The organism is Thiocapsa marina 5811 (assembly GCF_000223985.1).
Classification (GTDB): domain Bacteria; phylum Pseudomonadota; class Gammaproteobacteria; order Chromatiales; family Chromatiaceae; genus Thiocapsa; species Thiocapsa marina.
The window spans coordinates 71,626-93,775 of the sequence record NZ_AFWV01000004.1; the positions used below are offsets into that span (position 1 = coordinate 71,626).

Annotated in this window: 19 protein-coding genes; 9 read left to right on the top strand and 10 right to left on the bottom strand. The window is 63.9% G+C overall.

All coding sequences use genetic code 11. The features are described 5' to 3' along the window. Nucleotides 1-11: 11 nt before the first annotated feature. The 5 genes from THIMADRAFT_RS06590 to THIMADRAFT_RS06610 form a co-directional block, all read right to left on the bottom strand. Nucleotides 12-2,741 (bottom strand): DEAD/DEAH box helicase, encoded by a 2,730-nt coding sequence (locus tag THIMADRAFT_RS06590; protein ID WP_007192207.1) that lies wholly within the window; start codon nucleotides 2,739-2,741, stop codon nucleotides 12-14. Next, entirely contained in the window at nucleotides 2,738-2,965 is a 228-nt protein-coding gene (locus THIMADRAFT_RS27390) for a hypothetical protein (protein ID WP_007192208.1), read from the bottom strand. Before THIMADRAFT_RS27390 ends, THIMADRAFT_RS06590 begins: the two co-directional genes overlap by 4 nt. 68 nt (nucleotides 2,966-3,033) lie before the next feature. Then, complete coding sequence (locus THIMADRAFT_RS06600; RefSeq protein WP_007192209.1) at nucleotides 3,034-3,240, bottom strand: addiction module protein; 207 nt, start codon at nucleotides 3,238-3,240, stop codon at nucleotides 3,034-3,036. A gap of 379 nt (nucleotides 3,241-3,619) precedes the next feature. Then, nucleotides 3,620-4,504, bottom strand: a complete 885-nt coding sequence (locus tag THIMADRAFT_RS06605; RefSeq protein ID WP_139052725.1) for a restriction endonuclease — start codon at nucleotides 4,502-4,504, stop codon at nucleotides 3,620-3,622. A 426-nt stretch (nucleotides 4,505-4,930) separates the two neighbouring features. Beyond that, entirely contained in the window at nucleotides 4,931-5,833 is a 903-nt protein-coding gene (locus tag THIMADRAFT_RS06610; protein ID WP_007192211.1) for a DUF6268 family outer membrane beta-barrel protein, read from the bottom strand. 358 nt (nucleotides 5,834-6,191) lie between these two features. Here THIMADRAFT_RS06610 and THIMADRAFT_RS06620 point away from each other — a divergent pair, with 358 nt between their 5' ends. The 6 genes from THIMADRAFT_RS06620 to THIMADRAFT_RS06645 all read left to right on the top strand — a co-directional run bounded on the left by THIMADRAFT_RS06620 (nucleotide 6,192) and on the right by THIMADRAFT_RS06645 (nucleotide 13,499). After that, nucleotides 6,192-7,283, top strand: coding sequence for a phospholipase A (locus THIMADRAFT_RS06620; protein ID WP_007192212.1), 1,092 nt, complete (start codon nucleotides 6,192-6,194; stop codon nucleotides 7,281-7,283). Nucleotides 7,284-7,468: 185 nt separating this feature from the next. Continuing rightward, nucleotides 7,469-8,581, top strand: coding sequence for an efflux RND transporter periplasmic adaptor subunit (locus THIMADRAFT_RS06625; protein WP_007192213.1), 1,113 nt, complete (start codon nucleotides 7,469-7,471; stop codon nucleotides 8,579-8,581). A 4-nt stretch (nucleotides 8,582-8,585) separates the two neighbouring features. Further along, nucleotides 8,586-11,714 (top strand): efflux RND transporter permease subunit, encoded by a 3,129-nt coding sequence (locus tag THIMADRAFT_RS06630; RefSeq protein ID WP_007192214.1) that lies wholly within the window; start codon nucleotides 8,586-8,588, stop codon nucleotides 11,712-11,714. Between the two features lie 244 nt (nucleotides 11,715-11,958). Next, nucleotides 11,959-12,351, top strand: coding sequence for a nucleotidyltransferase family protein (locus THIMADRAFT_RS27000; RefSeq protein ID WP_040730116.1), 393 nt, complete (start codon nucleotides 11,959-11,961; stop codon nucleotides 12,349-12,351). Beyond that, the gene (locus tag THIMADRAFT_RS24500; protein ID WP_007192216.1) at nucleotides 12,330-12,785 is read left to right on the top strand and encodes a HEPN domain-containing protein; all 456 of its coding nucleotides are present in this window, start codon (nucleotides 12,330-12,332) and stop codon (nucleotides 12,783-12,785) included. The genes THIMADRAFT_RS27000 and THIMADRAFT_RS24500 overlap by 22 nt, the downstream gene beginning before the upstream one ends. 129 nt (nucleotides 12,786-12,914) lie before the next feature. Next, nucleotides 12,915-13,499, top strand: coding sequence for a Uma2 family endonuclease (locus THIMADRAFT_RS06645; RefSeq protein ID WP_007192217.1), 585 nt, complete (start codon nucleotides 12,915-12,917; stop codon nucleotides 13,497-13,499). Nucleotides 13,500-13,536: 37 nt separating this feature from the next. Here THIMADRAFT_RS06645 and THIMADRAFT_RS06650 read toward each other — a convergent pair whose 3' ends face one another. Continuing rightward, nucleotides 13,537-14,481 (bottom strand): hypothetical protein, encoded by a 945-nt coding sequence (locus tag THIMADRAFT_RS06650; protein WP_007192218.1) that lies wholly within the window; start codon nucleotides 14,479-14,481, stop codon nucleotides 13,537-13,539. 24 nt (nucleotides 14,482-14,505) lie between these two features. On the opposite strand from THIMADRAFT_RS06650, the gene THIMADRAFT_RS06655 reads away from it, so the two are divergent. Beyond that, a complete protein-coding gene (locus tag THIMADRAFT_RS06655; protein WP_007192219.1) occupies nucleotides 14,506-14,808 on the top strand; it encodes a hypothetical protein in 303 nt (100 codons plus the stop codon). A 189-nt stretch (nucleotides 14,809-14,997) separates the two neighbouring features. Then, nucleotides 14,998-15,939, top strand: a complete 942-nt coding sequence (locus THIMADRAFT_RS06660; protein ID WP_007192220.1) for an ADP-ribosylglycohydrolase family protein — start codon at nucleotides 14,998-15,000, stop codon at nucleotides 15,937-15,939. 137 nt (nucleotides 15,940-16,076) lie between these two features. Here THIMADRAFT_RS06660 and THIMADRAFT_RS06665 read toward each other — a convergent pair whose 3' ends face one another. From THIMADRAFT_RS06665 to THIMADRAFT_RS06680, 4 genes are all read right to left on the bottom strand, one after another. Next, nucleotides 16,077-16,862: an AEC family transporter gene (locus tag THIMADRAFT_RS06665; protein ID WP_083829240.1), complete on the bottom strand. Its 786-nt coding sequence runs from the start codon at nucleotides 16,860-16,862 to the stop codon at nucleotides 16,077-16,079. A gap of 245 nt (nucleotides 16,863-17,107) precedes the next feature. Next, the gene (locus THIMADRAFT_RS06670; protein WP_007192222.1) at nucleotides 17,108-18,595 is read right to left on the bottom strand and encodes a coiled-coil domain-containing protein; all 1,488 of its coding nucleotides are present in this window, start codon (nucleotides 18,593-18,595) and stop codon (nucleotides 17,108-17,110) included. Nucleotides 18,596-18,680: 85 nt separating this feature from the next. Further along, nucleotides 18,681-19,637: a DUF6384 family protein gene (locus tag THIMADRAFT_RS06675; RefSeq protein ID WP_007192223.1), complete on the bottom strand. Its 957-nt coding sequence runs from the start codon at nucleotides 19,635-19,637 to the stop codon at nucleotides 18,681-18,683. Next, nucleotides 19,634-20,833 carry a hypothetical protein gene (locus tag THIMADRAFT_RS06680; RefSeq protein ID WP_007192224.1) on the bottom strand — a complete coding sequence of 400 codons (1,200 nt, stop codon included), beginning with the start codon at nucleotides 20,831-20,833 and terminating at the stop codon, nucleotides 19,634-19,636. The genes THIMADRAFT_RS06675 and THIMADRAFT_RS06680 overlap by 4 nt, the downstream gene beginning before the upstream one ends. Before the next feature lie 510 nt (nucleotides 20,834-21,343). On the opposite strand from THIMADRAFT_RS06680, the gene lysM reads away from it, so the two are divergent. After that, nucleotides 21,344-21,781: a peptidoglycan-binding protein LysM gene (gene lysM, locus THIMADRAFT_RS06685; protein WP_007192226.1), complete on the top strand. Its 438-nt coding sequence runs from the start codon at nucleotides 21,344-21,346 to the stop codon at nucleotides 21,779-21,781. Nucleotides 21,782-22,150 lie beyond the last annotated feature (369 nt).

The following is a 22,150-nucleotide window of genomic DNA, read 5'->3' on the forward strand; positions in this document are numbered from 1 at the left end:
CGGGGCCGTGATCAGGACAACAGCGGATCGATCCAATCCCAGCGCTTATCCTTGACCATCACGAATCTGCAACGGCCCTCCGAGAGGTCGGCCCAAAGGCCACCGATCAGACGGTCGTCTTCCGACGCCTTCCAGCGGTCCGCCCCCTTGTATTCGACCGCGAGGGTCGGTCCCGGCTCGTCCTCCGATCCGGGCAGGCGACACAGGAAGTCCGGGTAGAAGCGCCCGTCGGCCTTCTGCAGAAAAAAAGCGCTGCCTTCACGTCTGACAAGATTGCGAACCCAGAACAGGATGCGGCCTTTTTGCGCCTGTATATCTAGCCAGCAGGCGCATTCGAATTCCTCCTTGCTGTCGAAATCGCCGATTCGCCCGTAGAAGTGCTTGCGAAACTCGAAGGAGCCGTGAGGCGATGTCCGCGGATCGTAGTCGCGGCTCGGCGCATAGGCTTGGTTGTGGAATTCGAAGGGGTCTTGGTCGCTGACCGACACCCGTGATTCGACATCGTCGCCGAACAAGGTGTGTTGGAACGCCTGACCGATCGCTGTCTTACGCAGGTTCCGGATCCGTGCCTCGATACGCTCTCGGATCAGGAACTTCTGTAGATTCGCTCGGGCGAGATTGAAGCCATCTCGCTCCAGGAGATCGCTCAGCCATGCGGCGACATAGGACCGTTTGGCGGCATGTGTCAGGGATTGCTCCGGCAGATTGCGGCACAGCCACGTCGCCAGTCGGATCGCGTCCCAATGCTCGGGCTGGTAGACCAACCCAAGATCCCGCTGCAGGTCCGGCAGAAAGCGGGACACCATCTTGCCGCTTGCATTGTCGACATCGATCTCGCCGCCCTCGGACACTTGAAGAGCGGCGCCCAAAGCAGCGATGTCGTCGGCCGTTGGCGCCGCATCGTGAAGCGAAAGATTCCAGGAGTATTCGAGCACCTCCGGGTCGTCGAACAATCGCAACTGCTCCGATCCGTCCGCGGCACGCACTCGCAAGGCCAGTTGCGGAATCCGAAAGCATTCGCCCGACTCGGCGGGTGTTTGGAAGATTGCGAGGGCGGATGTTCGACTGGTCTCTGCGGCAACGGCGATCGCCGCCGCAGCGGATAGACTCTCGACCGATGCCTTGAGCAGCTCGGTCTCGTCTTCCGCCAAGGGGGCATTGATGGTCAGCGTATTGCGCTTGCCGTCCCAGCTCACCTTGTCACGGATGGCTTTGGGGACACTCTTCAGATCGGGCTTCTCGGTGAGAGGCGTCGACACCGGTTGCATGACCACACGTCCGGCATGGCCGGCAAGATCCAGGCGTCCTTGGTCGGGTTTGGCCGCCGTCACGAAATCGCTCACTTCGCGCCGCTCGAAACCGGCGCCGGCGACCAAGCGGTCGCGAAGCGTGCCCGCGGTCTCGGCGAAATGGCGCGAGACGACGAACGCGTAAGACTGATTCAGCTCCCGTGCGTGTCGATGACTCGCCTCGGGCTGGCGCAGCACGCGCCCGAGCAACTGCTCCACTGCCGTGGCCGAGGAGAGCGAGGCCATGCTGACCAGAATGTAGGCGAACGGGCAGTCCCAACCCTCCGCCAATGCTTTCTGAGTGATGATGAATCGCACCGGACAGGCCGGGTCCGCCAAGCCGAGCCTGTATTCGGATTCGACCTTTTCCAGCCCTCTTTCTTCGCCGGTAGCGACCAGGATTGCCTCGGGCGGGATGCGATGATTCGTGATCAGCTCCTGTCGTACACGATCGAAGTCGAGTGTCTCGACCCCGGCACGGCGCGGCTCGGACTGAATCAACACAATCGGCCGTAGATAGGCGGCCCCTGTGCGGTGCTCGTCATCCGCCAGCCTGTGCAGCTCCTCGCGTCGGCCGATGGCGTCGGCAAGACACTGTTGCCAGTCCGGCTCGGTTTGCAGCACCACCGGCAGCTTGATCATTTCTTCCGCTTTCAGCTCTGCGGCAGAGACGCTGTGCAGCACGTTGCTCGGGGTGCGCTCCAGATCCGGAGTGGCCGTCAACTCCATCACGCCGCTCGGGCGCAAGCGCGCCAGCATATCGAAGGCGAGCTCCGTGCGGCTGTTGTGCGCCTCGTCGACAATCACGAAGGGGCGGCGCAGACGCAGCACATTGGCCAGCGAGCAGGGCGGAGTGCGCTCCGGTCCGGTGTCGTCGGTTAACAACGCGTCACGCTGCACCGGCGACAGGTTGTCGAAGTGATGCATCAGTGCCCCGCTGGACTGATACACCTTGCGACATTCCTCGTCCTCCACCTGGAATGCCTGTCGGGTCGCCACGATGACGGTCGTCGCGGTATCGAGCGTCGAGCGGGTCAGGCTCTTGGCTTCATCCAGATCCATCACCGCGATCGGACCGGTCTCGCGCAACGCGGTGTAATAGGGGTGGCGCCGGTTCCGCAACGCCCTCAAGGTCTGTTCGCGGATCGGTTTGCTCGGAACCAGCCAGAGAATCACGCTGTGCTCGCAACGCAAGAGATCCCGGTTGACCAGCGCGACGCTCTTCGCCGCCAGCCAGGTCTTGCCGCCGCCCGTGGGAACGCGCAGACAGAAATAAGGCATGTCCGGCGGGAAGCCGGACAGCGGGTGATAGGACAGACTCCGTCCCCATAGACGCTCTGTCGTGGCGCTGAAGGCAAGCGACGGCGATGGTTGCGCGTGACACGCTTGGAAATAGGTCTCCAGGGTTTCGAGCAGCTGCGATTGGTAGCCTTTTGGCGTGAACGTGGTCATGACTGATTGCGCCCGACCCAGTATTCCGGGGCACGGTGCGTGTGGGCCACGGCAACGATGTAAATGCGATCCGCCTCGATCGCGTAGAGAAGCTTGTAAGGGAAGCGGCTGAGGAGCAAGCGGCGTATCTCGCCGCGCTCGACTTGGGCCGCAAGCGGCCAGTGTCGTAGGCGTACCAGTGCGTCTCGGACATCCGAGCGAAACTTTCGGCCAAGCCCCGGCACCTGCCGCTCGTGATAGCGAACGCCGTCTTCCTACTCAGCCTTCGCCTCGGGTGAGAATTCGAAACGCATCAAAATTCCCCCAGAACGTCCTCCGCGGGAATCCCCTTGACCTGACCGGAGCGATAAGCTGCGAGACGCCGCTCGGCTTCCTCGATCCAGAGACGGTCGATTTCCGGATCAGGACGGTCCAGGCTGTGCAAGAGCTCGTCAATCAGCTCAAAGCGCTCGGCAGAGGAGAGTTTCAGAGCCGAATCGATCAGCGCCTTCGCGTTCATGGTTTCATCGACCTCTTGGGATTTGATTGCACGATCTGCCGATGACGCAGTTACCAACCTTTCCGATATCCTCGCCCTCGGGCCTCACATATTCAATGGCGCAGGCTCGGATGATCACGAGTGTGGTGTCCGTTCTCGCTGAATTCTCCTATGCACGAAGGGCGGCGCGTTTCAGCACGATCCAGAAGAGCCGCAGATCGGCATCACACGCGTTTTCAATTAGTGATGCTTGATTTCTCAACCGTATCATTTCAGGTCGTGCGCGGGGGTGGTAAGGTCGTCACGGTAAGCATTATTAAAAGCGCCAGTTACGCGTGGACTCTAAACGCATCCGCCCCAATTCTTGCGCGCGATACCTGCATCGATATGATTGCAGGTGCTATATGTCTTCCTCAAAAAAATCGGAGTCTATTTTCTTGAGTTCGAATACGTCCATAACGGATACTCCAACACCGTAGTCAATCATGTACTTCGCGAGTTGACTCCCGTCGATTAAAACGATGCGAGAAGTATAATCTTTCAAAGATGCCTGAGCGTCTTTTGTAAACGTTGATGTCGTTATGAAAATGCCTTTTGTCGCCTTTTTCTTCGAGAGGGCTCCGGAAAACTGATCGAGATCCGGACTGCCAACGGGCTTGTCAACCCAGCGTTTTGCTTGGATGTAGATGTTGTCAAGACCCAGCTTGTCTTCTCTGATGACTCCGTCTATCCCACCGTCCCCGGTTTTCCCGAGAGCCGCTCCGGCATCCTTGAATGAGCCACCGTACCCCATCTTTAAAAGAACGTGAATGACAAGGCGTTCAAAAAATTGAGGCGAGCATTTCTTGACTCGATCAAGCAACTCCGTTGCGAGTGCTTCTCGAAACTGTTCGTAAAATGAGGATATGGATTCAATCGGTGTCTCTTTCGAGTGGTCTCCGGACTCCACTTTAGGCGATTTCTTTTTGCCCTGAAAAGCCGCGAACTCTGGAAACTGCGACAAAATTTTGTTGTCGATTTTGACGGGAGATTGCTTGAGTATTCTTATGCCTCGCTGAGTGAGTCGAAAGTAGCCTCGCTTCGGGGCTTCGAGTAACCCAGCTTTCTGCAGATAGGTGCGGGCCCAGGACGCTCGAGAGGAGAACTTAAAGGTGCCTCCGCTCGGCAACAACTCCGTTCTCTCACTCTCGCTCAACTTGAATCGTGAGGCTAGCTGATCAACTGCATCGGATAGCTTGACGTCTTGACCCTGGGCTGAGGCTGCGATTTCAAGTAACGGCAACATCAATGTTTCGTAATCCGGTATAGGCATGAGTTCGGCGAGAGCTTTTGAGGTGTGATTCGGGAGTTTATTGGGGTCTCTCTCAAGGTGGTGGCAGCCAAACCATTCTTGTGGGTATCCATTTGTGGGCGGATGGCTTCTTTGATCTAAGCGCGCCGAACCTCAAGGTCGCGTTGATTGAAATGCTCATCGCCTCTGTCCGGCACGTCAAGTCGTGTATGTGGATTCGACTTGAGCACTATCTCGACGTTTATTGAGTATCGATGCTTGACTCCTGATCTGGTGTGAATGGGCTGCACGATGCGACTGATCTAGCACGTCAAGCCTAAATCCCCGATCTCCTAAACCGCGTCCCCGCAAAGGCGCCAAGAACCCGCAAGCCTCGACCCGGACGCCAGCAGCGCTCATCCCGGATGACGCGGTTTAGTGCTAGAAACGCCCGATCAAAGACACCCCCAGCATCGCCGCCGGATCCTGATCCTCCTCGTACAGACGCCGACCCTTCTCGTCCTCGACCCTCAACCGGGTCTCCATTGCAGCACCGGCGTAGAGATTGATTCTCAGGTTCTCCGTCAGGTCACGCCCGACCTGGACGAAGACGGGGATGAATCTGTGCTCGCCGACGCCGTCCGGGAAGGGACCGTCGGAGTCGAGTCGAAAGCGATAAGATCGGTAGGCCGCGCCCGCGCCTGCGGTCCAGCCCGAATCGAGCGTATAGGACAGCTCCAACCCCGCCGGACCGGCCGGGCCAGCCGGGAAGGGGTTGGTGAGTCGCAAGCGATCGTTGATCCGCCAGTCGATGATCAGGAAGGGGAAGGCGCTCGTCTCCTCGATGCGCTCGAAGACGCCGACGCCCAACCCGAGGGTCAGATCAGGCCGCACGGCGCGCGACACGGAGGCCGTGGCGCCGTATTCGAGCGTCTCCGAGAAGTTGGCGCCGGATTCCCCCGAGGACTCGATCGTCGGGTTTAGCCCCAACCGCCAGCCGCTCTCGGTCGTAAAGCCGTAGGGTACGGAGATGCCGGCTCGGTAGAGCCTGTCCCAGGGCTGCTCGCCGCCGAATCCGAGTGGCTTGTCGAAGTCCCAGTCCTCGTAGTCGAGGCGCAGGCGCACCCCGAGAGACGATCGCTCGTCGATTCTCCAGCTTGTTCCGAGCGATGTGAGGATCGCGGCATATGCGGCATCGCCGCCGGAGTCCAGGTCGCTGTCGAATTGAACGAGGGGGGCGATCGAGAAGCTGGCGCCCGGCGGCGATTGCGCCATCGAGACCGCGGCGATCCCGGTCGACAATACGATGGTACCGGCGACACGAGCGAGGCAAGGCGCTGGCATCGGAGACACTCCTTAAAGTTAGAAGTCAGCAGTGATGAAGATGGGTGGCTGAAGCGCCGTGACCATAGCATCCCGAGATCGAGCAGGACCAGCACCGGCGCCGGCCATCCGAGCCGGGTTGCGTTGCGCGTCCGCTTCGAGGACGATTTCCGGCGATTCGCGACATGGCCACACGCGCATCCGGCGGCGGATCGATCACCCCCGCGGCTGCGACGGCCTGCGTCGGTTTCTCGGAGGTTGCCCGGATCGCGCACGCCGAGGGATCCGAGTCATCGACGAACAAAGCGCAAATCAGGGCAGAGAACCCGGATTGTAAGGTGACCGCGATAAGGCCCGCGACGTTTCAGAGGAGGACCGAATGACGCTGTTTCAGCAGCTCAAGGGGCTCGGCGCAACGGCGCTGATGGCGGCGACCCTGATGCAGGGCGGTCCGGTTCGCGCCGATGCCCCATTGCCGAGCATCGCTGAATGCGCGGGGATTCAGGCGGATCAGGCGCGGCTTGCCTGTTACGACCGCGCCAGCGGGCGTCTTCCCGTCGCCGTGCAGGCATCGCGCGACGCGGCCCCGGAGCGAGCCGCGATGGTCGCGCCCTCGGCACCCGCGTCGGGCGGTGTCGCGCCGGGTCCGAGCGAGAGCCGAACCCCTGGGGAGACCTCGTCGATCGACAAGGCATGGGCCTTCGATCCGGGATCGAGCCCTTACGATATCAGCTTCTACAACCCCAACTATCTGCTGGTCGGCAACTATACCGACCGCATCAACAACCGGCCTTTCTCGCCGCTCTTCGATGCCCTCGAAGTCGACGAGCAAGACCTTGACAACACCGAGGCGCGTTTTCAGCTCAGCTTCAAATTCCGGGTGTGGACGACGGATGATCGACGCTGGGGGGTGTGGGCCGCCTACTCGCAGATGAGCCAGTGGCAGGTCTACAACGACAGGATCTCGCGCCCCTTTCGCGAGACCAACTTCATGCCCGAGTTAATGGTCAGCTTCAGACCGGACATCAGTTTCGGCGGTTTCGATTGGCGCCTGCTCAACGTCGGCTACAATCACCAATCCAACGGCCGATCCGATCCCATCTCGCGCAGCTGGGACCGCCTCGTCGCCTCGATCGGTATCGAAAGGGGCAACTTCGCGTTGGTGTTGCGGCCCTGGGTGCGCATCGATGACGGCGATGCCGACGACGACAACCCCGACATCACGGACTACTACGGCTACGGCGATATCACGGCCTTCTATAAATGGCGCGATCACAGCTTCACGCTCATGGGCCGCGGCAATCCGAGCACCGATAAGGGTGCCGCGCAGTTCACTTGGATGTTGCCGCAAGTCCTCGGGCCCTTGCGCGTCTATGTCCGCGCCTTTACCGGCTACGGCGACAGCCTGATCGACTACAACTGGAAGCAGAATACGATCGGGATCGGCATGGCATTGAACGACATCCTCTGATGGGTTTGAAGTAGGGAAATACGGCATCTGCGGGATCGAAGCCGGTGTCGCCGTCGCTTGCTGCGACCTCCGACCGCCGTTACCATCCAGGCACACCGCACGCCATTCCATATCCTGTGTGGCCGACGTCCCCGGGATCCCCCGCCCGCTCGGCTCGAGACATGCAGCACCCATCGGGAGTCACCATGCAACGCATTCCGGGAACCATTGTCACGATGTTTGCACTGGCCCTCGCCGGTTGCGAGCAAGGCGCCGTGACGGTACCGGTCGCGGGTCCGCCGCCTTCGGTCGGCGTCGCCGCGGCAACCGTGCGCGAGGTGACGCCCTCGATGGAGTTCGTTGCCCGCGTGGAGGCGACGGATTCGGTCGATCTGATCGCCCGCGTCAACGGGTTCCTTTCCGCGCGCGAGTTCGAAGAGGGCGCGAGCGTCGAGGCAGGTCAGCTCCTGTTCCGCATCGAGCGCGAGCCCTTCGAGGCGATCGTGGCGGCGCGCCGCGCGGATGTGGAGCGTGCGGAGGCGACACTCCTCAATGCCCGACTGCAGCGCGAACGCATCGAGCCGCTGGTGGCGCGCAATTCCGCATCCCAGTCCGAGCTCGATCAATCGGTTGCCGCCCAGCAGGAGGCGGACGCGGCTCGCAGCGCCGCCCTGGCAGCGCTGCAAAGCGCCGAGATCGACCTCGGCTACACCGAGATCCGCGCCCCCTTCGAGGGCACCATCGGTCGCGCCAACTTCGCCGAGGGTGCCGTGGTCGGTCCCGCGGCCGGGCCGCTGGCGCGTCTGGTTCGGCTCGATCCCATCTTCGTGACCATTCCCGTCACCGATCGCGCCATGTTGGCCGTGCGCCAAGCGCAGACATCGAACGACTTCGCGCCCTATCTGCGTCTCGCCGATGGGACCATGCTCGAGGAGCCCGGCGAGTTTCAGTTCTTCGACCCCGAGGTGAACGCGACCACGGATACCGTGCGGGTCCGGGCGCTCTTCGACAATCCCGGCGGGGTGTTGTTGCCGGGCCAGTTCGTCACCGTGAAGGCGCGCGCACTGCAACCCGAGCAGGCCCTGGTGATCCCGCAGGTGGCGGTTCAACAGGATCAGGCCGGCCGGCTGGTGCTGACCCTGACCGATGACGAGCGCGTGCAGGTGACCCGGGTCACGCTCGGCGATCGCATCGAGACCGATTGGGTCGTACTCTCCGGCCTCGAGCCGGGCCAGCGGGTGATCGTCGACGGCATCCAGAAGGCCCGGCCGGGCATGATCGTGCAGCCGGTCTCGTCCGAGCTCTACAGCGGAGACTGACCCCATGTTCTCCGCCTTCTTCATCTCCCGCGCCCGCTTCGCGATGGTGATCTCGCTCGTCATCATCATCGCGGGGGTCATCGCCATCCGCGTACTGCCGGTCGCGCAGTTCCCGGACATCGTTCCGCCGCAGGTCTCGGTGCAGGCCTTCTATCCCGGCGCCAGCTCCGAGATCGTTGCCGAGACGGTCGCCGCACCGATCGAGGCCGAGGTCAACGGCGTCGACGACATGCTCTACATGACCTCGACCACCGACAGCTCGGGTGGTTACCGGCTCGACGTCACCTTCGCCGTCGGCACCGACCCGGACATCGCCGCGGTCAACGTGCAGAACCGCGTGGGTCTGGCGCTGCCGACTCTGCCGAACGAGGTGACCCAGCAGGGCGTGTCGGTGCGCAAGCAGTCGACCAGCATGCTGCTGACGGTAAACCTGCTCTCGCCCGAGGGGACATTCGACCGGCTCTTCCTCTCCAACTACATGGAGATCAACATCCGCGATGCCTTGGCGCGTCTGCCCGGCGTCGGCGAGGCGAGCCAGTTCGGCGCGCTCGACTACGCGATGCGCATCTGGCTCGACCCGCAGGTGATGACCTCCCTCGGGGTCAGCGAGGCGGAGGTGGCCGATGCGATCCGTCGCCAGAACCTCCAGGCCGCTGCCGGTCGGCTCGGGGCACCGCCGGACAACGAAGGGCGCGCCTTCACCTACACGCTCCAGGCCAAGGGGCGGTTGACGACACCCGAGGAGTTCGACCGCATCCTGGTTCGCGCCAACCCGGACGGCTCGGTGATCCGCCTTGCCGACGTCGCGCGCATCGAGCTCGGCGCCCAGACCTACGACTCGAACGCCTGGATCGACGGGGTGCCGACCGCCGCGCTCGGGATCTATCTCGCCCCGGGCGCCAATGCGCTCGAGACCGCCGATCGGGTCTACGCGACCCTGGACCAGCTCGCGGAGCGCTTCCCGGACGACCTCGAATACGACATCTACTACGACACCACCGACTTCGTACGCATCAGCATGCGCAACGTGGTCATCACCCTCCTGCAGGCGCTCTCGCTGGTCATCCTGGTGACCTACGCCTTTCTCGGCGACTGGCGTGCGACCCTGGTGCCGGTGCTGGCGATCCCGGGCTCCATCATCGGGACCTTCGCGGTCCTGTTGGCCGCGGGCCTGTCGATCAACACCGTCTCGATGTTCGCCGTCATCCTTGCGATCGGCATCGTCGTGGACGACGCCATCGTCGTGGTCGAGAATACCCAGCGCCTGATCGACGAGGAAAAATTGAGCGCGAAGGAGGCGGCCAAGCGTGCGATGCAGCAGGTGACGGGCCCCGTCATCGCAACGACCCTTGTCCTCTACGCGGTCTTCGTGCCGACCGCCTTCCTGCCCGGCATCACCGGCCAGCTCTATCTGCAATTCGCGGTCACCATCTCGGTCGCGGTGACCCTGTCCTCGCTCATCGCGCTGACCCTGAGTCCGGCACTCTGCGGTCTGCTGCTGCGTCCCTCGCGCGAGCCGCGGGGCCCGCTGCGCTGGTTCTTCAATGCCCTGGACTGGAGCCGCGACGGCTATGCACGCGGGGTCGCCTCGCTCGGGCGGCGCTCGTTCGTTGCCGTGCTCATCATCGCCGCCTCCATGGCCGGCACCGTCTGGCTCTTCGAGAAGGTGCCGACCGGCTTCATCCCGACCGAGGACACCGGCTACTTCTTTATCGACGTCTCCCTGCCGGACGCCTCCTCCGTCGACCGCACGGGTGCGGTCCTGCAGGAGGTCCAGCAACTCCTCGCCGCCGAGGAGGAGATCGATCACGTGATGACCGTCGCGGGCTTCAGTCTGCTCGCCGGGGTGCGCTCGAGCGGCGGTATGGCCATCGCCGTCCTGAAGAGCTGGGACGACCGACCGGGTGCGCAAAGTACGTCCGACGCGGTGCTCGCCCGTGTTCAGCCGAAGCTCTTGGCGCTGCCGCAAGCGACCGTCTTCGCCTTCGCCGCCCCGCCGATCCAGGGTCTGGGCACCGCGGGCGGTATCGAGATGGAGCTCTTGGACCTGGCCGGGCGTTCGCCGGATGAGCTGGCGCAGGCGCTGCAGGGCTTCATCATCAACACCAACGAGAACCCCGAGATTCAACGCGCCTTCTCGACCTTCAGCGCCCAGACGCCGCAGTTGTTCCTCGACATCGACCGTGAAAAGGCCGAGACCCTGGGCGTGCGCCTGTCCGATCTCTTCGTGACCCTGCAGGCCAACCTCGGCTCGCTCTACGTCAACGACTTCAACCTCTTCGGGCGAACCTACCGCGTCTTCCTGCAGGCCGATGCGCCCTTCCGGATGACGCCGGAGGATCTGAACCGGCTGCACGTGCGCAACACTCTCGGCGAGATGGTCCCGATCCAATCCCTGGTGACGGTCGAGCCGGTGCTCGGCCCCGAGAGTACGCGGCGCTTCAACATGTTCCGCGCCGCCAGCGTCAACGTCACCCCGGTCGGCAGTACCGGCGAGGGCATCGAGGCCTTGCGCGAGATCGAGCGCAACACCCTGCCGCCCGGTTTCGCCGTCGACTGGAGCGGCACGACCTTCCAAGAGGTGCAGGCCGGCGGCGAGGCCGCCGTGGTATTGATGCTGGCCCTGCTCTTCGTCTATCTCTTCCTGGTCGCCCAATACGAGAGCTGGACGGTACCGACCGCGGTCATCCTGTCGGTCGTCATCGCGGCCCTCGGGGGGTTGGCCGCGACTTGGCTCACCGGGCTCGACAACAACGTCTATACCCAGATCGGGTTGGTCATGCTGATCGGGCTCGCCAGCAAGAACGCGATCCTCATCGTCGAGTTCGCCAAACAGTTGCGCGAGGAGGGCCGCTCCATCCAACAAGCCGCCGCCGACGCTGCACGCATCCGCTATCGCGCGGTGCTCATGACCGCCGTGAGCTTCATCCTCGGGATGCTGCCGCTGGTGCTGGTGACCGGCGCCGGTGCCGCGAGCCAACTCTCGCTCGGTGTCGTGGTCCTGGGCGGCATGAGTGCCGCGACATTTCTCGGCATCTTCGTCATCCCGCCGCTCTATGTCTTCGTGCAAGGTCTGCGCGAGAGGGTGCAAGGCAGCCCGGCACCCGTTGTTGAAAAGCCGGCGGATTCATAGCCCACCGGGGATCATCACGTCGAGCTCGACCTGCTCGCCGACAGGCGAGCATGAGGCCGGGGTGCCGTTCATTCGTCGGACCGGCCACCTAAACCTTAAGGGACTCGTGACACCCGCTCCGCGGTGTCACGCATGCTGTGGCGCTCTGCGCCACGAGCCGTATTGGCCGGCGCTCGAGCAACCCCATCATCCCGCACCTGTCCAAACCCTCGACGACGGGCCGGATCAAGAACACAATCCCGAGATGTCCGCCCGATCAAGCCTTTTTGCCCCGATCAATTGCCCCGCAGGCACACCCTTTACGCCGGGGGAGCAGCAACTGTTGGCGATCTTTGTCACAAACAGTCTGCACCGGTTCGACAGCACCGCCATCGAGCGCATCCTGGTGTTCGGCAGCCGCGCTCGGGGCGAGGGTGGCGAGGATTCCGACCTGGATCTCGCGGTCTTCGTCTCGGGCGCCGCGGACCGGTCGATCGCGCGAGACCTATCCGACATCGCGGAGTCCGCTCAAGAGGGCTGGGAGGATCTCCCGCACCTACGGCCCATCGTCATCCGCGACGGTGACGGGACGAGCCGCCGACTGCTGGACGACATCATGCAAGACGGGATCGAGCTATGGGCGAAGACGAGCGCTTAAGTGCAGTGACCGATGAGCTGGGGCTGCTGCTCGACGAGTTGCGCAGCTTCCGCGCGAATCGTCAGGTCGGCGTCCATCGCAAGTGCATCTCCAACCTCTATTACGCCGCGTTTCATGCGGTCCGCGCGCTCTTGTTCAGCCATGGGTTGGAGACGAAGACCCATGAAGGGACTCAGCGGCTTTTCGCGGCCCACTTCGTCCGATCCGGGGCCTTCGATCGGCAGCACTTGAAGACGCTCGGGCAGCTCGAGGCCGACCGACTTCGCGCGGACTACCAAGGCTTCCACCAATTCGATGCCGAGGACGTTGCCCGCGCGCACGCGCCTGTCATGGCGCTGGTCGCCGCCGCGATGGACGATCTCGAGGTTCGTGTACCCGCATCGATCGAAACGATAGCGCCGTCGATTCGTGCCGAGATCGCCCGCGACGGTTGATGGACAGAGGCCGTCGAGTCGCGTCGGCTGCTTGTCCAAGCAGACATTGCGGGGTATGTTCAGTCCCCAGTTGCGATCCGCGTGCGCTCTCGTTCGAGCGTAGTTTCGGTCCGGACCCGGAGTCCAATCATGTCTATTCAGCCCAAACACCACCTTGATTTTGCAGACTGGCTCGCCGCCGAACGTACATTGGATCAGGGACGTACCGAATATTTGAATGGCGAGGTCTTCGCCATGGCGGGCGGCTCCGAGGGACACAACCTAATCTGCGGAAACGTCCTGCGGGAGCTAGGGAATCATTTCAAGGGCCGCCCTTGCTATGTCTACACCAGCGATATGAAGGTCCGCGTCGAGTCCGCCAAACTGGGCGCTTATCCGGACGTGATGGCGACCTGCGGAGAGCGGCAATTTCTGGATGACCGCCGCGACGTCATCACAAACCCGGCACTCATCGTCGAGGTCCTCTCCGACAGCACCGAGGCCTATGACCGGGGAGATAAATTCGCCTACTACAGGTCCATCCCCAGCCTACGCGCCTATCTGCTCCTGTCCCAGCAACGGGTGAGCGCCGAGCTCTTCCTGCGCCAACCGAGCGGCGATTGGCTACTTTCCGTCTACACCGACCCGAGCGACCTCATCCCCTTGGCGGCGCTCGACACCGAGCTGTCGCTGGCCGAGGTTTACGACAAGGTCGAATTCGCCGCCGATCATTAGCGTGTACATCGCGTGTTGACCGATTCGTGTCGAGCAATCAGCTCTCGATCGATCCCTCCGGCCGAGCTGCATCGACCAATATGAAGCGCTGATTCGTCCGCACCGAAACAACTCTGAAGGTCAATCGGGCTTTCTTGTTCTCCCAGTTCGCCTCGAATGCTCCTAGGTTTTCCAAGTCACGGTCGACCCGTCCCGTGATCAGTTGGCCCTCGTCCAGCCGACACTCGAAGCGCCGTGACTCAGGAAGGATCCCCATCAATACGCCGGAGTGCTCTTCGGTCCGCTCGGCAATGTCTTCGTCCTTGAGTGCGTCGAGGACATGCTCGACCTCGATTCCCCGGTTCAAATGCACGCTCTTGCCGTCGAACTCGGCGGCGAATCCGGCATCGTGATCGGACAGCACCTTGGCGAAGGCGCGCACCTTGGCCGCCGCACGCGGATGGATCTCCGCTATCAGGTCCGACATCCCCACGTCATCCGATGAGGCTGCATCTTTGATCAGCTCGAAGGTTCTTTCGATGGCCTGAGCATAGGGGTCCTGCGCCTCGCCCGGGATCGGCGGCGGGATTTGTGCCGGATCCGTGACCGGCGGAGGGAGCTCCAGCTCGAAACCGAACGAGCCTTGTGCGGTGTCGATGATTCGCAAGGAGCGGCTTGCACTAGGGAGTCGACCGCGGCCCTTAAGCCCTTCCGATGTCAGACTGGCCGCCACCGTATCGGTTGCCTCGATAAACGCCCTGAGTGCCGCGGCCGCAAAGCCGGCAGCGATCGAACGTGTGCCCTCGACCGGCGCACCGCGGAACGTGATGGGCAGCGCCTTGGCCAAGGGGCTGGCCTCGAGCACGGCGAGCCGCTCTTGGGCTTGCCTCGAGCGCTCCTCGAATCCGATACGCTCGATGATTCTGTCTTCCGGCAGGTTGCCGAGGAGTCCCTCGAGTGTCGTGACTTCGGACCGTAGGAACTCGCGTTCTTTAGTGCTCATCGCTCGTCCCTCCGTCTTGTCATCGTGCGCCGGGCGACCGAGGGCGAGGGATTCCGGTTCGACATCCTGGAGCCCCACGACCCGAGCCTCGGCGACAATGTCGAGAAGGCCGTCGGGCTGGCGCGTTTCGCCGAGCGCCACGGGCATCTGTTCGGGCGGATCCAGTTGATCCGCCGCCGGCATTCGCCGGCGGGCGGGGACGCATTCTTCCGGCTCGAGATCAACCGGACAGCGATGCAGAAAAAGCTGCTGTTGGTGACGACCAATCCGCAGCTCGACGCCTTGTTTGCTGCGGAAGCGATGAGCGTCGGCTCGAGTGGAGGGTAGCCAGCAGCAGTCCAGGGTGCGCTATTTCTCCTTCGCGTAAGGCCAAGCGACAACCGCTGTCGCACGACTGCGCAATTTTTTTGCCTAACCGCTCGTGGACAAACGGCACGTCCGAGCATCAATTGAAGCTACGGACATCCGTCGCTGTGTGCGCACGGGACCGAGCCAACCCCAACCGAGAAGACGCCCATGACCCAAACCGACGACAACGCGACCTTTGCCGATCGCGCCCGTGCGGCGCTGTTCGCCCACGCGTGCGGCGATCGCTTCGGTGCCCCGCTCGAGTTCGTAAAGGACGCGAGCGTGCGCACCCGTCCGGTCCACCTGGGCCATTGGACCGACGACACCCACATGTCGCTGTATCTGGGCGAGGCGATCCTGGAGCATGGACCGGGGACGCTCGATCCCGACCGTTTCGGCACGCTGGTCGGCGAGGCCTTCGTGCGCTGGAGCCATGACCCGCTGACCCCGTCGACCGCGCCGGGCAATACCTGCCTGACCGGGGCTGCCCGCTTCGAGCGCGACCGTGATTGGACCACCAGCGGGGTGCGCGCGTCCGACGGCTGCGGGGCGGTGATGCGGATCGTGCCCTTGGCGCTGGTCTATCGGGGTGACGAGTTGATCGAGGCCGCGCGCATCTCGGCGCTGCTCACACACGCCCATCCGAACGCGGTCGAGGCGGCGATCGCTGGGGCCTGGCTGGTGCGGGCGATCCTGGAGACGGGATGCTGGGACACGACGTTGGTGGAGGAGGCGATCCGAGGGCTCGACGGGCCTTGGCACCAAGGCGGCGAGGTCGCGTCAAGCCTGCGCGCGGCCATCGCTTGGGCTGAGCGCGGCGAGGACTGGCTCGACGAGGAAGCCATCCCGCCCGGCGACGGCGGTTGGCGCTCCGGCAGTGCGTTGGGCCTTGCGGTCGCCGCGGCGCTGCGCTGGCCGGAGGATCTGGGTTTGGCGGTCGAGAAGGCTGCGCGGATCCGAGGTGATTCCGATTCGGTTGCCTGCCTCGCCGGGGCTCTTCTGGGCGCGGCGCTGGGCACGGCGGCGATCCCTACGGAATGGCTCGACACCCTGCCGCAGCGCGACGAGATCGCCGGGCTTGCGGATCGCCTGCTCGGGCTCGCAGCATGACGGCTACACGTCCGCCGCTGGTGGGGATCGGCGATCTGCACGGCCATCTGGATCTGTTCGAGCTCCCGAGACGCGCAGGCCTTGGTGACATATCCGAGCGATCGCGGCATCGCGGCTCGTCGTGAGCACGACGAGGCTCAGAGCACCAACAGCAGCACGGCCGGCAGCGTGACCAGGGCCGCGGCGTTGCCGAGGAGGACGATGGATGCGACGCGCTCGGGTTCTTGGGCGTAGCGCTCGGCGAAGATGGCGTTGAGCACCGCGGGCGGCAGGGCGGCGAAGACGATCAAGATGCTCGCCTGCTCGGGGGGTAGGACAAGCGCTAGGGTAATCGCCCAAGCCAGCAGGACACCGACGAGCGGTCGAACGATGGCGCCGAGAAGTCCGACACGCCAATCCGCGAGGTTGACATCGACGAGACGCACGCCGAGGGTGAAGAGCATGAGCGGAATCGAGACCTGACCGAGCATGTCCACGGGCCGGGCAATCAGCTCATGCAGGGAGATGCCGGAGAGGTTCACGGCGAGTCCGGCAATGCAGGCCAGCATCACCGGGGTGCGCAGAACACCGAGGATGTCAGCATGTCGGTCGAGCATCCGGGTCCCGAGCGAGAAGTGCAGGACGTTCTCGATCAGAAAGAGCACGACCGCTGCGGGCATCGCCTGCTCGCCGAAGGCGAGGACAAGCAAGGGGATACCCATGTTGCCCGAGTTGACGAACATCATGGGCGGGACAAAGGTGCGCACCGCGATACCGCTCGATCGGGCGATCGGCCAGGCGATGAGGCCCGAACCCAGCACGAGTGCGACGCCGGCCACCGCCAGTAGCCCGTAGGCACCGAGGTCCGCGTCCTTCGCGGCGAGCGCCGAGAAGACCAGGGCGGGCACGAAGATGTCCATATTGAGCGCGGTGGCCGCGCGCATGTCGGGGCGGTGGCGACGGGCGTAGAAAAACCCGACCGCGACCACGGCAAACAGCGGCAGGACGATGAGGAGAATGCGCTCGAGCAGGATGCGACCTCGTCAACGCAACGAACGAAGCTGGTTGGACACCGGACCGACCTAAACCGCGTCCAGAGTGAAATGCGTCATTTCATGCTGTGTCGGGCTCGAGGATTTTTCCGATCTTCGGAGTGACGCGGTTTAGATGCGTCGCGCCACGCAGGCCATCAGAAGCCTCCGCCGGTGCGAAAGCCGCCACTGCTCCCGCCGCGCCTGGCGGCGCCACCCGACCGACCCCCGCCGCCGGGGCGTGCGGCGCTCCCGCGGCCCAAACCGCCGAAGATGTCCCCTCGGGGGCGTGAATCGCCGAGGCCGCCGCCCCAGACCGTACCGCGACCGAAGGCGCCGGATCCGAAACCCGGGTCGGAGCGCTCCGTGCGGTAGCGCTGCTGCTCCTGCATGACGCGCCAGAGGTTGCGTCGGTCCAGGGCACCGTTCAGGAACTGCCCCAGCATCATGGCGATCATGGCCTCGTTGCCGAATTGCGAGTCGGCACGGTCGTAGCTGCTGCGTTTGAAGTCCGTCCGCAGACCCTCGACCTCGTCGAGACGTTGCCGAGCCTGCACGAGCGACTCGCGCAGCGGCTGGAGTGCGCCCTCGAGTCGGCGCCGCTCGTCCTCGCGCTCCAAGAGGCGGGCGACGATCAGGTCGTCTTCCGGGAAGGGCGTCGCGAGTGCCTCGCGACGCAGCTCCATCAGGTCATCGCGCTGCATCTCGGACGTCATGAGCTCGAGCGCCTTGGCGCTGTAGTCGTCCTGTCCGGCGGCATAGAAGGCCTTGCGTACCTCGAGGCCCTGGAGGTCGTTCTGCGCTTCGGCGATACGCGTGTCGATGGCCTCGATCGCCGCCTGTGCGTCGAGGACATCGGCTTCGAGTGCCGGGATCCCGTCCTCGATCCGTGCGGCTTCGTCGAGTGCCTTCAGGGCGGCAAGCTCGGACTCGGCGGCGCTCGCGAGCGCGGTGGCGTGCTCGCGCAGGCGCTCGGGGATTTCGTTTAAGCGGGCATAGTTCGCGCCGGCGTCGGCATAGCCGATCAGGCGGGCGACCTTGCCGTCGAGCCACCGGGTCAGCCGCCATGCCTTGTAGCCGGGCTGGCCGTAGCGGCGTTTCCAGAGATACATGAAGAGCGGATCTGCTCGGTACGAGACACCCTTTTCTTCGCGTTCCTCGTCGCTGCGGTCTGCCTTCTCGGCGGCGTGCGCGGCCTTGCGTTCGGCATCGGTCGCACGATCGAGCCGGGCCTTGTAGGCGTCGTCGTCTGCGAGCCGAGCCTGGGTACGGGCCTCGGCGGCGTCCACCGCCCCAACCGCGGCATCGACCCGATCCGCCTGCTCGCCGCGCTCGGACTCGAGGGTGCGGAGTGCTGACTCCGCAATCCGGATCTGCTCCTTCAGCAGCGTCAGCGCGGTCTCGCGTTGGGCCAGAAGCGCAGCAACCTGCTGGTCGGATTGGTCCAGGTGCTCGAGCAACGCGGGGTCCGCAAGCAATCCGACGCGAAGCTGCGCGAGCGCCTTGTAGTCTTCGAGCTGTCCCTGGCGTTGCGCCTGCAATTCTTGCTCGGCGGACTCGACACGGGCTTCGACCGCGGCAACCCGAGCGCGTGCCTCCGCGACCGCCCGATCGATCTCGCCGAGGGCTTGTCTGCCGGACATCATGTGCGGTCTCCAGAATAAGCGGTGTCTGTCGTGAAGGTGGGCCGAGCCGCGTCTCGGCCGGTTCCCCCAAGCGTCGGATCTGGACTTACCACCGTGTGATCGCCCCGCCGGTTGTCGGCATGTCGTAGCGCGGAACCAACGCTCCGCGGCCCTTGTAGCCGAAACGGTCCCGCTCGATGATGCCGTCGTCGCGTTTGTCGCGCGCAACCGCATTGAAGGTCTGCTCGTCTACGCGCAGCCCCCAGATGGCGACGGTCTCCGTCTCGCGGGTCTCCTCGTTGCGAATCGGCACGCGGAGCACCCGCCCGGTCGGATCCACGGCCTCGACCAGGATGTAATAGTTGCGCGCGTTCGTGTTCAGGTCAGGGACGCGCCAAACGCCGGTCTGCTCGCCCGGACGGTTGACGATGCGCAGGTTGTATTCCTGCTCCAAGGTCGTCAGGGCTGTTTCAAGCTCGCGCAGCGCAAGGCGGGCGCCCGGGGTGTCGTCGTTGCGCAGCGCGGACCGACCTGCATCGAGATAGCGCTGGAGGGTTTCGCGCGCTTGGTCGTTCTCGGCCAGCGCGATCGCCTCGGAATGGACGCGCGCCAAGTCCTCCGGCAACTCGGCATCCGGGGCCACGAAGGAGACATAGTGGATGACGGCGGCGAGGATCATGACGCCCAGGATCCCGCCGACCCACTTGCCCCAATTGCCGCGGTTCACGTAGATGCGGGCAAGTCGGGTCGTCAGCGATCGAGGTGGCGGGGCATAGGTGAAGCGGCCTTCCTCGAGGGCCGCCACGCCTTGCTCGATGACATGGTCCGGCACATCGATCCCCTGGGCTGCGTAGATCTTGCGCAGCCGCTCCTTGAGATCCTCCTTGCGATCCAGGTCGTCGAGCTCGGCCGTGACGAGGCGCTCCCGGCGTCTGAGCGTATCCACGACGTCCATCGCGAGCATGACCTCGTCGAGCGGATGGCTGCTGCCCGCGATCATGGCGGGCGCCGCCGTTTCGCCGACGGGTCCCGCCCCGGTGTCCGCGGCGGCTTCCGTGCTCATGCGTCGACCTTGAGCTCGAGTCCCTTGCCCTCCTCGGCGAGGCGTGCGAGCTTGCGTTTGCCCTCTTCGACCGCGTCGCGGATCTCCTCGGCGTTGCGGGTGCTTTGGGTGCGCATCTCCTCGATGATCTCGTGCGATCGGGTCTGCCAGGTCACGACGGAGTCGACCAGCTTCTTGACCGCATCGGCGCGCACGGTCGGTCCGTAACCCGCCCGAACCGCCGCTTCCTGGACCTTCCCGCCGATATCGGCCAGGACCTCGAGCGACTGGCTCACGCCCTCCTTCATCGCCTCCACCGTCTGAGTGGCCTCGTGCAGCCCGAACATCCCGGTGAATGAGGCCGTGAGTGCGGTGAGGACCACCTCGTTGGTGCTGAAGAAGCTCACGGCCTGCGCATAGACGCGCTCCTTGGCGTTCGTCGTCTGGAGCAGACGCGCCATCACCACCTCGGAGGTGTTGTACGAGATGGTCAGGTTGTCGGAGAGATCCTTGGCGATCTGATAGCGCTTCTCTTCGAGCTGCAGGGCGCGGACTTGCTCGTCGCGGGCCAGCTCGAGGCGCGCGCGCTCGGCCGGCTCGCCCGAGGTGTTCGCCTCGACCTGCTTCATCGCCGCGTCCAGCGACGCCTTCGCCGCGTCCAGCCGACCCTGCGCGGTCGCGAGAACCTCGAGCGCCAACACCTCGGACTGTTTCAGGGCACCGCGAAAGTCTTGATAGGCCTCGAGGATCTGGTGCTCGCGCCGAATCTGGTCGTCGGTGGCGGAGGTGACGTCCAGATAGGTTGTCTTGATCGTGTCGAAACGCGCGGCGATGTCGCCGCGCGTGACCTTCATCCAGACGTTGCTCATGCGCTCGAAGGTGTCGAGCTTGCCGTCCTCGATCTGATCCACCATCGTCTTGGCATCGTCGCGGATGCTGTTGAAGGCGTTGGTGATGTCCTCGTAGCGACTGCCGATCTCCATGGCCTGGACCTGCTGGCGGACCACGTCGTTGAAGAGCGACGCTTGGCTCAGGGTGCGCGCGATGGCGGTCACGCGGCCTTCGTCGAGGGTCGAGATCTGATTCAGAAGCGCGATGATCGGATCGGCTTGCCGATCGGCTTCGGTCGGGAGCAGGCCCAGATCGTCAAGGCCGTTCATGGCCTTGTCCAGATACTGCATGGGGGTCACGGTTGCGACGGCAGTGGTGTCGGTCATGCTCAGGCTCTCCTCCCGGCGGACCGCCCTGGTCGGTCCGCTTATGCTTGTTGTGGACGGTCTCGGGTCGGGGTTGCCCCTGAGAGAGGCAGCCCATCGCACGCGGTCGATCCCGGATCCGGATCGGCGACCCGGGCAGTGACCCGGCTAAACCGCGCCCAGCGCGGCATGCGATGTTTTTAACTGGGATCAGCCCCGGCAGACGTGACGACCGCTGGAGCCGGCGCGGTTTAGGATACTAAAAAATCGATCATGTTGAAGCGCGTGTCCGGTGAGGGTTTTGGATGCACCGAACGTCGAGCTCGCTCGAAAACGAGCCTCTCGCTCTGGACGTGCTTTACGTCAATATCGCGATTGTGCGTGTCGGGCACAAGTCTTAGCCGACGGCTGACACCGCCGCGGCGGGGTGTTCCGCAATGGCTCGCCATTGCCGAACGCCGTCGCGTGTGCGAGCATTTTCGAGGCAATGCGGCACCGCGGTCTAAACCGAACACACCACCGGAGGACTCCATGGGACTCTTCGATTTCGCGAAAGACATCGGCAAGAAGCTCTTCGGCAACGATGCCGAGGCAGGAGAGAAGATCAAGGCGGAGATCGAGCAGGACAATCCCGGTATCAAGGGATTGACCGTGAATTACGACAACGGCGTGGTCTCGCTGACCGGCGAGGCCGAGAGCCCGGAGGCGATGGAGAAGGCCGTTCTCATGGCCGGCAACGTCAAGGGTGTCGCGGAGGTCAAGATCGATCAGCTCACCGCACCGCCTCAGACCGCCGAGGTCGACTTCTATGTGATCGAGAAAGGCGACACGCTCTCGGCCATCGCCAAGAAATATTACGGCGATGCCAACGCCTATCCCCGAATCTTCGAGGCGAACCGGGAGGTCATCAAGGACGCCAACCTCATCTACCCCGGACAGAAGATTCGGATTCCCAAGTCGGCGGGTTAGCCGGGTCGGGTGGACGAGCGAGAGCGAAGTCCACCGAGCCCTGCGCCGGCGATGGTGGACTGCGCTGCGCTTGTCCACCCTACGGCTCCGACCCGCGACGTGGACGGAGGATATGAGCAAGGAGCGTCACTCCCCTATACGGCCACGTCGACGGGGTCGGGACCTGGCAGCCCCCCTGGATAGTCGACTTGCAGTCGACATCTCGCGCTGGCCTGACGGCCAGCGGGTCGACTGCAAGTCGACTATCCCGGGGAACGCGCTCTTAACCGCACCCCGGAACGACACAACCGCAATTCACAAGCCTGTTTTTATTTTCCTGAATCGCGTCCCCGCCGAGACCTCGCACTGCTCGGCCCTTACCCGCCACGC